Raw genomic sequence first — 14,693 nt, 5'->3', positions numbered from 1 at the left:
GCACAACGAGTTTTTGCTATAAAACGATATAAATGAACAACATAGAGCAAATATATGAAAGAATTTTGGAAGTTTTAGGACTTTTTTCAGAAAATCAACTGATTAGTTATCAGAGAAGAACACCTAAAATGAGCGATTTAGAAGTCATAAGTCTTAATATTACTGCTGAATACTTGAGTATTGATAGCGAATTACAGTTATTTAGAAAATTGCCAAACTCTCTGATAAACAAAATTGAAAGAAGTGTTTACAATAAGCGAAAACGAAGACTATCCCTACAAACAGAGCAAATTAGACAGCGTATTTCGATGGAGTTCAATGAGTTTGAAGATATTTTTATCGTTGATAGCATGCCAATGAAAGTTTGTGAAAATGCTCGCTCTACTCGTTCAAAAATTTGTAAAGAGCAATCCTATTCTTCACCAACATATGGTTATTGTGCTTCACAGAAATTATATTTCTATGGCTATAAACTACACGCAGTATGTTCTTTAAATGGTGTGATTAAGAATTTTGATATAAGCCCTGCATCCGTTCACGACATCCACTATTTAAAAGATATTGGTGAGCAAATGCGAAACTGTACTTTAATTGGAGATAGAGGCTATTTATCAGCAAAAGTTCAAATAGATTTATCTAACTATGCTAATATTAAATTAGATACACCAATGAGAAGTAATCAGAAAGATTATATTCCTCAATTTTCATTGTACAAGAAAAAGCGAAAACGAATTGAGACATTTTTCTCTCAACTTTGCGACCAATTTATGATTAAAAGAAACTATGCTAAAACTTTTGAAGGCTTTAAAACAAGGATAATCAGTAAAATAACCGCCGCAACGGTTATTCAATATATCAATAAATTTATCTTCCAAAGAAAATTAAATCATCTAAAAATCAGTATTATTTAAAATGCACAACGAGTATAAGTTATAAAAACTATAATATTGGAATAAATTCTGATAGACATGTTATATACCCAATACAAGGGCTGCTCATACACAATAGTAGTTTTGCCAGACAAAGAGCATTTGAAGTACTTTCTAATGCCATAAATCCATACTTACTTTATCAAACAAAAAATAAATTCACATCATGGTAATTAAAAAAATAGTATTGTTTTCTTATCTATTTTCTTTTTTTGCTTGTGGGCAAAAAATATATAAATTAAACAGAGACGAATATGGACAGTATATATTAAATGATAAGACAAGATACACCTTTACAGAAATACCAACTATAGAGGGTCTGAAAAAAATCGATACCACAGCCTTTTATGTACAAATTTTTGAGGGGAGATATTACAATGAAGATGAAAAAAGAAATCCATTGATATTAATTTTTCATAATGATGGGTTTGTAAGAAGTCAATCTCTTTTATATTTTGGTAAATTTGATGAAATTGCAAATAGAAATACGCTTCATTATGGAAGGTATAGAATTATAGGTAATAATATAGAAATAGAGCGTTTTGTAAGTTCTCCGGATGCGGGAGACTGGCATCATAAGTATATTAAAAAAGGTAGATTAGAAGGAGATAAGATTGTATTCTATGAACCATTGATTACTGTTTTCGAGAAGCGAAAACAATTACCAAAAATTCAAAAGTAATGATCTTTGTAATAAAAATATATAGTGTTACTTTTAGGATCATATAACGATGGCAAATTTGGAATAAATCTTGGAACTAATCTATGGAGTAGATTACATGAACAGCAGACGGGAATCATAGGATTTAGGCACGGAGATTTTAGAATGACTTATGAAAATGATGGAAGCCCGTTTGCTAAGGGAATTCCTGAGAAAATTCTTGGAGATAATCATGACAGATTTCGAACCGCTGCTATGACTATTGGTATTGGTTCTTTTCAAGCAGGTTTTAATCTGTTTACAGGAGAGCGACTGAGTAGCAGTTATGAGGAAAAAAGAGGAGCTGATTTAATGACAATGGCGGACGCTAGTATTAGACGAATTTTGAAGTTGGGGAAATATGATGTTGGCTATGGTGCTATGTCAAAATATGGTTTAGCACAAGAAAATGGGAAACAATACAGATTAGGTGCAGCTTATGTGGGGTGGGGTAATTATAGAATAGGTATTGATTCTGATAGACATGTTAGACACGCAATACAAAATAGACTTGCACATACATTTCTTTCCCTACAGCCAGGTTTTAGGGTATTATCAAATGCTATCAATCCATACTTCCAATATAGAACAAGAAATCAATTTACGTCATGGTAAAAAAACTTCCAATAACTCGTTGTGCATTTTAAATAATACTGATTTTTAGATGATTTAATTTTCTTTGGAAGATAAATTTATTGATATATTGAATAACCGTTGCGGCGGTTATTTTACTGATTATCCTTGTTTTAAAGCCTTCAAAAGTTTTAGCATAGTTTCTTTTAATCATAAATTGGTCGCAAAGTTGAGAGAAAAATGTCTCAATTCGTTTTCGCTTTTTCTTGTACAATGAAAATTGAGGAATATAATCTTTCTGATTACTTCTCATTGGTGTATCTAATTTAATATTAGCATAGTTAAATAAATCTATTTGAACTTTTGCTGATAAATAGCCTCTATCTCCAATTAAAGTACAGTTTCGCATTTGCTCACCAATATCTTTTAAATAGTGGATGTCGTGAACGGATGCAGGGCTTATATCAAAATTCTTAATCACACCATTTAAAGAACATACTGCGTGTAGTTTATAGCCATAGAAATATAATTTCTGTGAAGCACAATAACCATATGTTGGTGAAGAATAGGATTGCTCTTTACAAATTTTTGAACGAGTAGAACGAGCGTTTTCACAAACTTTCATTGGCATGCTATCAACGATAAAAATATCTTCAAACTCATTGAACTCCATCGAAATACGCTGTCTAATTTGCTCTGTTTGTAGGGATAGTCTTCGTTTTCGCTTATTGTAAACACTTCTTTCAATTTTGTTTATCAGAGAGTTTGGCAATTTTCTAAATAACTGTAATTCGCTATCAATACTCAAGTATTCAGCAGTAATATTAAGACTTATGACTTCTAAATCGCTCATTTTAGGTGTTCTTCTCTGATAACTAATCAGTTGATTTTCTGAAAAAAGTCCTAAAACTTCCAAAATTCTTTCATATATTTGCTCTAAGTTGTTCATTTATACCGTTTTATAGCAAAAACAATATACTGATTTTCAGTCTAATAAACAACTCTTGTTTTTTTCATTTCATAATGCACAACGGGTTTATTAGAAAATAAAAATGCTTTTTTGAATTCAGAATTTATATGTACAGTTTACCAAAAATCCGAAAAAGTTCCCGAAGATTGGAAGGCTTATAAAGCGGATTGGTAGAGGCTTATATTTAGGCCAAGCCGCAATAACAGGAAATTTCTCTTGGGGAGGTTTTGCAAAGGCATTTTTTGGAGGAGCTTTAACGGGAGCTATTTCTGGTGCACTAGGACAAGTTTTTAGCACGAGCAGCTTTTGGGCAACCGTAGGAAATGGAGCCTTAGCAGGTGCAGGAAGTGGTGGTGTCAACGCAATTATTTCTGGACAAAACTTTTTTGAAGGGATGGTAAAAGGTGCTATAATTGGAGGTGCTGTTGGAGCAGTTAGTTATACCATAAAATATTATACCACAAAAACAGTTAGCAAAACTTCTTATATAGAGGATATTCCCGGAGAATAGAATTGATGAAAATACCCCCGTAGGAAGTCGAGACTACGCTAGAGATTTATATGAAAAACAGTTTGGATTACAAGATGGTCTTGATAAAAATAATATATATAATAGAGCACCACCTGGAGGAAGAATACAAGCTGATGGAAATATATTGACTAGTGATGGAAAAAGTGCTTTAGGGGTCACTAGATCAGATATTGTAGATCATGGTTTTTGGAGAGGGAAGCAAACTGTACATGAAATGTATTTATCTCATAATGCTTTTTCAAGTCGTGAGCAGTTAGCATATGTTATGCAACATGAACTTAATCATGTAAGAATTTTTAATGCTGGTCTAAGTGACATTGCAAGTCGAGAAATTCAGTTAAAAAGCCCCGCTGCTCAGAAATACTCTGAATTGCTTGATAACATTGGACATTATCATATACAAGAATATGGAACAAAATTTCTAGAAATAAATGGCTGGAGTGGGATAAGATCTTCTATTCCTTCTAGTGTATTTAATTCTGTAAATTATCAGATGGCCAATCAAAAGATTTGGAAATTATTAAGCAATACAGCTTTTAAAATCAATATAAATTTTAGATAAAATGAAAGTAATATTAATCGTAATTAGTTTATTGTCTTTAATCTCTTGCTCTTCTACTCATAATGAATATGACATAATCAACCATTTTTTGAAAGAAAAACATATACGATTGGAGAATTTATCTACCGAGCCTTATTATTTTAAAAATTCTTTAGAATACTTTAAGGAAAGTGTATTTGAAGAAGTGGGATTCAAAATACAAAATGAAAAAAAATATAAAATAGATACTGCATTAATTACTAATAAAGTAAGTAATTTAGAATCTCATTGTATAACAAAGATCTCTAAACCCTTACGAGCTATTAATAGTGAAAGAATTCTTATTGCTGTAGATAAAAAATGTATAAGATCAGAAATTCTTGTTATTTATTTACTTTATTAACCCGTTGTGCATTATGAAATGAAAAAAACAAGAGTTGTTTATTAGACTGAAAATCAGTATATTGTTTTTGCTATAAAACGATATAAATGAACAACTTAGAGCAAATATATGAAAGAATTTTGGAAGTTTTAGGACTTTTTTCAGAAAATCAACTGATTAGTTATCAGAGAAGAACACCTAAAATGAGCGATTTAGAAGTCATAAGTCTTAATATTACTGCTGAATACTTGAGTATTGATAGCGAATTACAGTTATTTAGAAAATTGCCAAACTCTCTGATAAACAAAATTGAAAGAAGTGTTTACAATAAGCGAAAACGAAGACTATCCCTACAAACAGAGCAAATTAGACAGCGTATTTCGATGGAGTTCAATGAGTTTGAAGATATTTTTATCGTTGATAGCATGCCAATGAAAGTTTGTGAAAACGCTCGTTCTACTCGTTCAAAAATTTGTAAAGAGCAATCCTATTCTTCACCAACATATGGTTATTGTGCTTCACAGAAATTATATTTCTATGGCTATAAACTACACGCAGTATGTTCTTTAAATGGTGTGATTAAGAATTTTGATATAAGCCCTGCATCCGTTCACGACATCCACTATTTAAAAGATAGTGGTGAGCAAATGCGAAACTGTACTTTAATTGGAGATAGAGGCTATTTATCAGCAAAAGTTCAAATAGATTTATTTAACTATGCTAATATTAAATTAGATACACCAATGAGAAGTAATCAGAAAGATTATATTCCTCAATTTTCATTGTACAAGAAAAAGCGAAAACGAATTGAGACATTTTTCTCTCAACTTTGCGACCAATTTATGATTAAAAGAAACTATGCTAAAACTTTTGAAGGCTTTAAAACAAGGATAATCAGTAAAATAACCGCCGCAACGGTTATTCAATATATCAATAAATTTATCTTCCAAAGAAAATTAAATCATCTAAAAATCAGTATTATTTAAAATGCACAACGAGTTTTATTATGAAAATAATAAGTGGGTAATAAAAACTAATATTAAAGCAGAAAGGGTGTTTTCTCATTAATTACAACTGTAAACTCACCACATTTTTAGGCAATTTAAAAGAATCTATTGGAGGAGTAGGTTTAGCTATAGTACAAGCAGGTACACACGCTATCTCCCAAGGAGTATTAGGTTTAATGCAAGGGCAAGACTTTTTAAGTTCTGCAGTTAGTGGATTTGCAGGAAGTTTAGGTGCCAGTGGATTTGGCGCTATAGCAGGTGATTGGGCAGGTAAAGCAGGTGGGCAAATTTTCTTTGGGGCATTATCTGGTGGGATAGGCGCAGAACTAACTGGAGGAAATTTCTGGCAAGGGGCTGTAACAGGTGGTATTGTCGCTGGGTTAAGCCACTCAATGCACTCGATGAATAACAAAGCATCTCGTATAGCAGAATTGCAGAGAAAGGGTTTCACAGAAGAACAAATAAAGAGTATTTATGATAACTACTTGAAACCAGGCGATGTTTCGGTTGATGAATTGGTAAAAAAAATCGGAGGTCCCCTAGAGAAGGAATATAATAAGCGAACCAATCTTTATAATGAGTTACAAGGTAACACTTGTGCTTTAAGATTGAGTTATGCTATGAACAAAGCAGGATTTTCAGTAAATGGAGATTGGATAGGAGGCGGGAGGCTTAAGATATTATACGTCTGCAACAAGAATGACTAATAATTATCTAAATAGTTTTGGAGGACAGTACACATATGGCAAACCCTATAAACAGTCAGATGTTGCGGTCACAGGTATTATAGCACAATATAGAAGTGCAAATTCTGTCCTACATGTAGATGTTGCCTATAAAGGTAATCTTGGAACTAATCATTATCAGAATTGGAAAACAGTAAATTGGCTTCCCATAAAATAGTATATCATGAAATATTTCAATCTACTAATTTTAACTTTTCTTTTTAGTTGCAATGCTAATAAAAGTGAGACATCTTCAAGAGTTGCCTCACACGGAAATGTTGAAAATACAATTAGGGAATTAGTGAATTATAGAAAAGAAGATTTGGCGATTATTATTTATGAAGATGATCAAAAAAAAATGAGGGAAAGATATGGATTAAAAAACCAAAAGGAATTGTTGGATATTTCACAATCCAAATTGGTTTATGATAAGTGTATATTAATTTCCCTAAGAGAAAGCAGAGACGACTTTGAATACAAAGATGTTTTAGGAAATTTTATAGTAGAAAAATGGAAGAAAAAGAATTATCTTGAGAACTATCATTTTGAAAACTATAATCATAAACCTACCTTAAGTTTAATGAAAATGTTTGATTTTTATAATAGCGAAGATTTAAAGAAATATTCTGATTCATTGTTTAATGAGACTTTAAGAAGGTATAAGTCGGGAAAATATCCTGATTTAGAAGAGTGCATAAACGATCCTGATAAATATTTAAAATAATTACAAATCCCCACAAAATGTGGAGATAATTGTTTATAAAATACTTTGTATTTTTTTAGGGCTTAAGGCTGGGAAATAATGATTAAATTTGCGACTAAATCTTATGAATAGGAGTAAAAGTAGTGTTCTATAAAAACCTGCTCCAAAAAGCAAAGTCAGATTTTGAGGTTTAGTCGAAGTTCTCTCGAGCGCCTCTCGAACCTACCCCGAAGCGATACCCTGTAAAAAAAGACTGCCAAAATGACAAAACCCATCAATATTAAGAGTATAAACTTAACAAAATCCAACATTTTATACTTAAATTTGTAGCTTTCTCCCCTTAAATAGGGAGGCTTCAACTAAAAAAATAAACAAGAATGATTGATAAAATTAACCTTGCTAATACCGAATTTAACCAATGGAAAAACCGCTCTTTTCAAGAGATACAACTATTATTCAAAAACTTAGCAGATATATTAGACGAGCAAAAAAACACTTATGCTAATATCATTACCACAGAAATGAATAAACCCATTTCTCAAGCCTTGTCGGAGGTAGAAAAATCAGCAATGATGACTCGCTTTTACACCAATATAGACGCTAATGTATTAGCTCCAGAACATATCCAAACAGACTTTAATATTAGCCAAGTTCACCATACGCCTCTAGGGGTAATTTTAGGTGTAATGCCTTGGAATTTCCCTTTTTGGCAGGTACTTCGTTTTGCAGTGCCTACTATTTTAGCAGGAAATACCGTTATCGTAAAACACGCTTCCATTTGTACCCAAAGTGGAGATGCCATAGAAGAGACTTTTCTAAAAGCTGGGTTTCCTGAAGGCGTATTCCAGCATTTAAAAGTAGGACATCAAGACATCGAAACCATACTAAAACACCCTGCTGTACAAGGTGTAAGCCTTACAGGAAGTGATTTGGCTGGAAGTAGTGTGGCTTCCATAGCTGGAAGAGAAATCAAAAAATCAGTTTTAGAACTTGGAGGCAGCGATGCGTTTATTGTTCTAGAAGATGCTGATTTAGAACAAGCGGCAGAAGTAGGTGCTTTAGCAAGATTACAAAACTGTGGACAAACTTGTGTTGCTGCCAAAAGATTTATCATTCACCATAATATAGCCAATGCTTTCTTGGAGTTGTTTACTAAAGCCTATCAAAAGTATCAACCATCAGACCCTCTAAATCCCAACACCATATTGTCGGGTATGGCAAGAAAAGACCTCGCTGATGAACTAGAACAACAATATCAAAAAGCAATTACTAACGGAGCAGAAATCATCATTCCCTTAGAACGATTGTCTGATAAAGAATTTAAACCAGGGCTTATCTTAGTAAAAAAAGGAAATCCTATTTTAGCCGAAGAATTATTTGGACCTCTCGGTATGGTAATGATAGCTCAAACCGATGATGAAGCCCTAGACTTAGCCAATGACATTCCGTTTGGATTAGGAAACTCCGTCTGGACTAAAAACCAAAACAAAGCCCTTGATTTTGCTCTAAAACTAAATTCTGGCACTGTGGCTATCAATTCTATGACCAAATCCGACCCAAGACTTCCGTTTGGTGGAGCTAAAAAATCAGGCTACGGAACAGAATTATCTGCCCTAGCCCTTAAAGAGTTTACTTATCCTAAAACCATCGTAGGAAATTAAAATCAAATTTCATCATCTAAATAAAAAAACCATCAGACATAAAATCTGATGGTTTCTTTTTTATCCTTATAGCATTACTCTCTATATTGTAGAAAGCCTTAGTGTATTGGTTTTTCCACCGTTGTGTACAGGCATTGCATTAAGATTAACTACAAAATCTCCTTTTTCTACGAAACCATAATTGCAAGTAAGCATATTAACTTGTATCACGGTTTCGTCTGTAGTTTTCTCCATATCATAGTAAAATGCTCTAACACCCCAAAGTAGGTTAAGCATCGTAAGCACCCTTCTATTAGCACTATAAACAATAATGTGCGAGTTTGGTCTATGTGCAGAAATTTGGAAAGCTGTATAGCCAGAGTGGGTAAGCGTAATAATAGCCTCCGCCCCTGAACTCTTAGCTATATTAACTGCTGATAAACAAATTTTATCAGTGATAAATCTTTCATCTAAACAGCTTATCTGATTATCTAAAATACTATTTCTGTCGTAGTAGTAGTTAGTCGTTTCTATACTCTTCACTATTTTAGACATATTCTTCACCACATCTACAGGATAACGCCCTACGGAAGTTTCTCCAGACAGCATCACCGCATCGGCACCGTCTAACACCGAGTTTGCAACATCATTTACCTCCGCTCTAGTAGGTGTAAGACTCGTAATCATAGTCTCCATCATTTGAGTAGCAATAATTACAGGCTTAGCATAGGCTCTTGCTTTTTTAACTAGAGTCTTTTGAATTACAGGAACTTCTTCCATAGGTACCTCTACACCTAAATCTCCACGAGCTACCATAATCCCATCACACTCCATGAGAATTTCATCTATATTTTTCACCCCTTCAGGCTTCTCTATTTTGGCGATAATAGGTGTCTTAAAGTTATTTGTTGGGTGATTCTTAATAAGCTCCTTTAAATCTTTTATATCCTGAGCATGACGAACAAATGACAATGCAATCCAGTCTAGTTCTAAGTCTAAAATAAAATTAGCATCTTTAATATCCTTCTCTGTAAGGGCTGGAAGCGATACATCGGTATTAGGAAGGTTAACTCCTTTTTTAGAACTTAATGGTCCTCCTTGAATCGTTTTAGCACGAACGGTGTCTTTTAAGTTGGTCTCGATAACCTCTAACACCAGTTTACCATCATCTATTAAGATTCTTTCCCCTACTTTTACATCTTGTGGAAACTGTTGGTAAGTCATATATACCCTAGTTGAATCTCCTTCTACATTTTCGTTAGTAAAAGTAAGAATATCCCCAGGATTAAGATAAGAGCCTTCTTTTACAACCCCTACTCTTAGTTTTGGACCTTGTAAATCTCCTAATATCGAAACTGAATAACCATATTCTTGATTAATCTCTCTTATCAGTTCCACATTTCTCCTCACCAAATCATAATCTGCGTGAGAAAAATTTATTCTAAAAACATCTACACCTGCCTTAACTAGCTCTAACATCGTTTCTTTAGAAGATGATGCAGGTCCTAATGTTGCTATTATTTTTGTTTTCTTTAATTTCTTATTCATAGTACTGAATGGTTTGATAGAGTTCTTGCTCTGGACTTAATAACATTTCCTGTATAGGAAACACCAAGTTATCAGGCAACAAAATTACAGAAAAATCGGATAAAAAGTCCTTTGTTAACAGAATATAATCTACATCTCTATATTCTGGCAACAAATAAGTCTCTTCCACTAGATTTGAAAACAAATCATAATGAGTTCCGTCCTCTAATTTGGTATCATAAAATTTATTCGCTATAAAACTGTATGTGCATTTAGTAATTTCATCATAAGTTTGATACTGTACAAACAGATACAAGCGTCCTCCTTTTTTTAAAATAAAATCTTTTTCTCTGCTAAATTTAAAGCTATTCAGGAGGTTGATATTGAAAAACAACTCACAATCTTGTATTTTCCGAGAAAGTCTTAATAATCCTATCGAGATTTCCTCTTCTTCTATATCAAGAAATATTTTATTGTCTTTCAATTATTTTTTCTTTTTTGTTTAATGTATAAAATGCTCTTTGTGCAGCTTTTTCTTCCGATTTTTTCTTAGAAGTTTCCGTAGCACTAGCCACTTTATCACCACCTACGAAAATGTAGGTTTTAAACATCTTTGCTTTACTCGGTAAAAGCTCCTCTTCGGTTTTGTAGTCTATTTTAATTTTATTCTTTTGACTCCACTCTAACAACAGACTCTTATAACTTATAATTTTGTTTTCGAGTTTTAGCATTTCTGAGTGGGTAAGAATCTTAGACAGTACTACTTTCTGACATTTATCATAGCCAAAATCCATATAAATAGCACCAATAAGAGCTTCTAATAGGTTACCTGACAAGTCCGCTCCAAACTTAGAACCATTTTTCAAAACTAGAGAAGTCAGATTTAGTTTTTCCCCTATTTGATTAAGGTTCTTTCTATTAACAATTTTAGATTTCATTTGGGTTAAAAACCCTTCACTCTCCTGTGGATACTGCCTGTAAAGATAATAGGAAACTATACTCCCTAGAACGGCATCTCCTAAGAACTCTAGCCTATCATAATTGAGTTGACTGGAAGTACTTTTGAGAGAAAAAGCCTCCTGATACCAAGAGACTTCTTTAGGCTGTATACCCAATATTTTTTCTAATCCTTTTACTATAAAAGCCTCTCTCTGTGTATATCTTGGCTTCTTTCGTCTAGATAAAATTCTATTGAAATAGCGTCCGATTTTCATTCTTTAGACTTTCTTGAATAGCACACACGCATTGTGTCCACCGAAGCCAAAAGTATTGCTCATTGCAACATTAACCTTTTTTTCTACCGCTTTATTGAAAGTAAAGTCAAGACGACTATCTATTTTTTCATCGTCTGTAAAATGGTTAATTGTAGGTGGAACAACATCATGAATAATAGTTCCTATGGCAGCAATAGCCTCTACAACACCTGCCGCTCCCAGCAAATGTCCTGTCATAGACTTTGTAGAATTGATTTGTATATCAAAGGCGCGGTCACCAAGTAATCTAGAAATTGCGTTAGATTCTGCAATATCTCCTAATGGCGTAGATGTCCCATGCATATTGATGTGATCTACCTCATCAGCAGTAATTCCTGCATCTTCTAAACAGTTCTTCATTACCAAATAAGCTCCCAAACCTTCTGGGTGTGGTGCCGTCATATGATGTGCATCTGCACTCATACCTCCACCTTTAAGCTCTGCATAAATAGTTGCTCCTCTTCTCTTTGCGTGCTCATACTCCTCCAAAATAATGCACCCCGCTCCTTCTCCTAGAACGAAACCATCTCTATCTTTATCAAAAGGTCTAGAGGCTGTTTTAGGGTCATCATTTCTTGTAGAAAGTGCCATCATAGCGCTAAATCCACCCACGCCACTTGCCGTTACTGCAGCTTCGGAACCTCCACAAACAATAACATCTGCCTTTCCAAGTTGGATTAACATTTTAGAGTCTATGATTGCATTTGCCGAAGACGCACAAGCCGATACCGTAGTATAGTTAGGTCCGTGGAAACCATATTCAATAGAAATATGCCCTGGTGTAATATCCGCAATCATTTTAGGAATGAAAAACGGATTAAATCTAGGAATATCAGATTTAGCCCAGTCTAAAACTTCTTTTTCAAAAGTTTCTAGTCCACCAATACCTGACCCCCATACAACACCTACTCTGTTTTTATCAACCTCTATACTAGTTATACCAGAATGTTCTATAGCTTCTCTAGCGGCTACAATTCCCAACTGAGTATTTCTATCCATTTTCTTTGACTCTTTTCTGTCAAAAAAATCTAATGGATTGAAGTTTTTAACCTCGCAAGCAAATTTAGTTTTGAAATTAGTGGCATCAAAAAGAGTAATTGGAGCAGCACCGCTCTCACCTTTCACAAGGCTTTCCCAATATTCTTTAGCATTATTTCCAATAGGCGTAATAGCACCAAACCCGGTAACAACTACTCTTTTCAATTCCATAAATTTAATCTTTGATAAAAATACTAATTATTTATTTACCACTTCTTCTACATAAGCAATAGCGTGCCCTACTGTAGTAATTTTCTCCGCTTGATCATCAGGGATTTGGATGTTGAATTCTTTTTCAAATTCCATAATAAGCTCCACAGTATCTAGCGAATCTGCTCCTAAATCGTTAGTAAAACTAGCTTCTGGAGTTACTTCTGTTTCCTCCACATCTAACTTATCTGCGATAATCGCTTTTACTCTTGATGCAATGTCTGACATAATATTAAGTTTTAAAATTATTGTTCGGTGCAAATATATGAAATTTCATATCAAATTATATTCTTTTTGAAAAAATTTCAAGCTTTTTAGATATGCTTATTAGTTTATATTAACCCGTTGTGCATTATGAAATGAAAAAAACAAGAGTTGTTTATTAGACTGAAAATCAGTATATTGTTTTTGCTATAAAACGATATAAATGAACAACTTAGAGCAAATATATGAAAGAATTTTGGAAGTTTTAGGACTTTTTTCAGAAAATCAACTGATTAGTTATCAGAGAAGAACACCTAAAATGAGCGATTTAGAAGTCATAAGTCTTAATATTACTGCTGAATACTTGAGTATTGATAGCGAATTACAGTTATTTAGAAAATTGCCAAACTCTCTGATAAACAAAATTGAAAGAAGTGTTTACAATAAGCGAAAACGAAGACTATCCCTACAAACAGAGCAAATTAGACAGCGTATTTCGATGGAGTTCAATGAGTTTGAAGATATTTTTATCGTTGATAGCATGCCAATGAAAGTTTGTGAAAACGCTCGTTCTACTCGTTCAAAAATTTGTAAAGAGCAATCCTATTCTTCACCAACATATGGTTATTGTGCTTCACAGAAATTATATTTCTATGGCTATAAACTACACGCAGTATGTTCTTTAAATGGTGTGATTAAGAATTTTGATATAAGCCCTGCATCCGTTCACGACATCCACTATTTAAAAGATAGTGGTGAGCAAATGCGAAACTGTACTTTAATTGGAGATAGAGGCTATTTATCAGCAAAAGTTCAAATAGATTTATTTAACTATGCTAATATTAAATTAGATACACCAATGAGAAGTAATCAGAAAGATTATATTCCTCAATTTTCATTGTACAAGAAAAAGCGAAAACGAATTGAGACATTTTTCTCTCAACTTTGCGACCAATTTATGATTAAAAGAAACTATGCTAAAACTTTTGAAGGCTTTAAAACAAGGATAATCAGTAAAATAACCGCCGCAACGGTTATTCAATATATCAATAAATTTATCTTCCAAAGAAAATTAAATCATCTAAAAATCAGTATTATTTAAAATGCACAACGAGTTTGAATTTAAATTTTTGGTATTTTTTCTAAACTATTTACTACATAATCTGGTCTAATTTCATGGTTATTAAACTGTTGTTTTGAATCAAATAAAACAGAGGTCATTCCTAACTTTTTTGCCACAATTATCTCAGACAATAAGTTGTCTCCTACTACTATAAAATTTTTAGAACTAATAGAATATTTTTTCATTATCTCCTTAAAATAATATTCTTTATCCTTCCTTGGATTTATGTGAGGAACATCTATGAAAATTTCTATAAAATCATCCTTTATTCCTAAATTTTCAATTTTACTTTTTTGTAGTTTTTCATATCCTGTTGTAACAAGAAACTTATCCGCTTCCATTGAAGAAATTTGATAATATCCTTCAAATAAATTTAAAGGATGATTTACTTCCAAATCTTCATACGTAGTAATGAGAATATTTTTATACTCATTATTTAACCCATATTTAGAGATTACCATATCTAAAGGAAGTTTCCAACAATCCTTATAAATATTTTCAATATCAGATTCTGAAAAAAGTTTAGATGTTTTATTGATTTGTGCTAAAGAATTAAATATAGGAATCCCAATATCACCACTAATACTATTTACAGCAAAAAGAGTATCATCTAAGTCAAATATATAAACTTTCACA

At 32.8% G+C, this 14,693-nt stretch carries 18 protein-coding genes; 10 read left to right on the top strand and 8 right to left on the bottom strand.

What is annotated here, in order from left to right; translation table 11 throughout:
- Positions 1–32: 32 nt before the first annotated feature.
- From VIX88_RS08845 to VIX88_RS08835, 3 genes are all read left to right on the top strand, one after another.
- A complete protein-coding gene (locus VIX88_RS08845) occupies positions 33–911 on the top strand; it encodes an IS982-like element ISRa1 family transposase (RefSeq protein ID WP_237190265.1) in 879 nt (292 codons plus the stop codon).
- A 184-nt stretch (positions 912–1,095) separates the two neighbouring features.
- The gene (locus tag VIX88_RS08840; RefSeq protein WP_064971091.1) at positions 1,096–1,611 is read left to right on the top strand and encodes a hypothetical protein; all 516 of its coding nucleotides are present in this window, start codon (positions 1,096–1,098) and stop codon (positions 1,609–1,611) included.
- Between the two features lie 24 nt (positions 1,612–1,635).
- Positions 1,636–2,244 carry a polymorphic toxin type 23 domain-containing protein gene (locus VIX88_RS08835; protein WP_081276933.1) on the top strand — a complete coding sequence of 203 codons (609 nt, stop codon included), beginning with the start codon at positions 1,636–1,638 and terminating at the stop codon, positions 2,242–2,244.
- Positions 2,245–2,272: 28 nt separating this feature from the next.
- Here the strand turns inward: VIX88_RS08835 and VIX88_RS08830 are convergent, their stop codons facing one another.
- Together VIX88_RS08830 and VIX88_RS08825 are read right to left on the bottom strand one after the other, a co-directional pair.
- Positions 2,273–3,151: an IS982-like element ISRa1 family transposase gene (locus VIX88_RS08830; protein ID WP_004918508.1), complete on the bottom strand. Its 879-nt coding sequence runs from the start codon at positions 3,149–3,151 to the stop codon at positions 2,273–2,275.
- Between the two features lie 117 nt (positions 3,152–3,268).
- Positions 3,269–3,532, bottom strand: coding sequence for a hypothetical protein (locus VIX88_RS08825; RefSeq protein WP_064971151.1), 264 nt, complete (start codon positions 3,530–3,532; stop codon positions 3,269–3,271).
- Between the two features lie 296 nt (positions 3,533–3,828).
- Between VIX88_RS08825 and VIX88_RS08820 the strand changes: the two genes are divergently transcribed.
- The 6 genes from VIX88_RS08820 (at position 3,829) to VIX88_RS08795 (ending at position 8,723) form a co-directional block, all read left to right on the top strand.
- Positions 3,829–4,266: a hypothetical protein gene (locus VIX88_RS08820; protein WP_127919919.1), complete on the top strand. Its 438-nt coding sequence runs from the start codon at positions 3,829–3,831 to the stop codon at positions 4,264–4,266.
- Between the two features lies 1 nt (position 4,267).
- Positions 4,268–4,648, top strand: a complete 381-nt coding sequence (locus tag VIX88_RS08815; RefSeq protein WP_214193765.1) for a hypothetical protein — start codon at positions 4,268–4,270, stop codon at positions 4,646–4,648.
- A gap of 86 nt (positions 4,649–4,734) precedes the next feature.
- Positions 4,735–5,613 carry an IS982-like element ISRa1 family transposase gene (locus VIX88_RS08810; RefSeq protein ID WP_127919813.1) on the top strand — a complete coding sequence of 293 codons (879 nt, stop codon included), beginning with the start codon at positions 4,735–4,737 and terminating at the stop codon, positions 5,611–5,613.
- A 197-nt stretch (positions 5,614–5,810) separates the two neighbouring features.
- On the top strand, positions 5,811–6,341 hold the full coding sequence (locus tag VIX88_RS08805; protein ID WP_310503739.1) for a hypothetical protein: 531 nt from the start codon (positions 5,811–5,813) through the stop codon (positions 6,339–6,341).
- Between the two features lie 202 nt (positions 6,342–6,543).
- Entirely contained in the window at positions 6,544–7,083 is a 540-nt protein-coding gene (locus VIX88_RS08800; protein WP_064971146.1) for a hypothetical protein, read from the top strand.
- Positions 7,084–7,439: 356 nt separating this feature from the next.
- Entirely contained in the window at positions 7,440–8,723 is a 1,284-nt protein-coding gene (locus VIX88_RS08795; protein ID WP_064971145.1) for an NAD-dependent succinate-semialdehyde dehydrogenase, read from the top strand.
- An 81-nt stretch (positions 8,724–8,804) separates the two neighbouring features.
- On the opposite strand, the gene pyk is transcribed toward VIX88_RS08795, so the two are convergent.
- The 5 genes from pyk to VIX88_RS08770 are packed head-to-tail and all read right to left on the bottom strand — an operon-like array spanning position 8,805 to position 12,958.
- Positions 8,805–10,250: a pyruvate kinase gene (pyk, locus tag VIX88_RS08790; RefSeq protein ID WP_064971144.1), complete on the bottom strand. Its 1,446-nt coding sequence runs from the start codon at positions 10,248–10,250 to the stop codon at positions 8,805–8,807.
- Positions 10,243–10,713 carry an IPExxxVDY family protein gene (locus tag VIX88_RS08785; protein ID WP_064971143.1) on the bottom strand — a complete coding sequence of 157 codons (471 nt, stop codon included), beginning with the start codon at positions 10,711–10,713 and terminating at the stop codon, positions 10,243–10,245. Before VIX88_RS08785 ends, pyk begins: the two co-directional genes overlap by 8 nt.
- Entirely contained in the window at positions 10,700–11,443 is a 744-nt protein-coding gene (gene rnc / locus VIX88_RS08780; protein ID WP_064971142.1) for a ribonuclease III, read from the bottom strand. Before rnc ends, VIX88_RS08785 begins: the two co-directional genes overlap by 14 nt.
- Positions 11,444–11,446: 3 nt before the next feature.
- Complete coding sequence (gene fabF / locus VIX88_RS08775) at positions 11,447–12,691, bottom strand: beta-ketoacyl-ACP synthase II (protein ID WP_214193764.1); 1,245 nt, start codon at positions 12,689–12,691, stop codon at positions 11,447–11,449.
- Positions 12,692–12,718: 27 nt separating this feature from the next.
- Positions 12,719–12,958 carry an acyl carrier protein gene (locus VIX88_RS08770; protein ID WP_004917181.1) on the bottom strand — a complete coding sequence of 80 codons (240 nt, stop codon included), beginning with the start codon at positions 12,956–12,958 and terminating at the stop codon, positions 12,719–12,721.
- Between the two features lie 199 nt (positions 12,959–13,157).
- Here VIX88_RS08770 and VIX88_RS08765 point away from each other — a divergent pair, with 199 nt between their 5' ends.
- The gene (locus VIX88_RS08765; protein ID WP_127919813.1) at positions 13,158–14,036 is read left to right on the top strand and encodes an IS982-like element ISRa1 family transposase; all 879 of its coding nucleotides are present in this window, start codon (positions 13,158–13,160) and stop codon (positions 14,034–14,036) included.
- Between the two features lie 20 nt (positions 14,037–14,056).
- On the opposite strand, the gene VIX88_RS08760 is transcribed toward VIX88_RS08765, so the two are convergent.
- The gene (locus VIX88_RS08760; protein ID WP_064968475.1) at positions 14,057–14,692 is read right to left on the bottom strand and encodes an HAD family hydrolase; all 636 of its coding nucleotides are present in this window, start codon (positions 14,690–14,692) and stop codon (positions 14,057–14,059) included.
- Position 14,693 lies beyond the last annotated feature (1 nt).

It is taken from the genome of Riemerella anatipestifer, from assembly GCF_035666175.1.
Taxonomy (GTDB): domain Bacteria; phylum Bacteroidota; class Bacteroidia; order Flavobacteriales; family Weeksellaceae; genus Riemerella; species Riemerella anatipestifer_D.
This window is presented reverse-complemented; position numbering and strand designations above follow the sequence as displayed.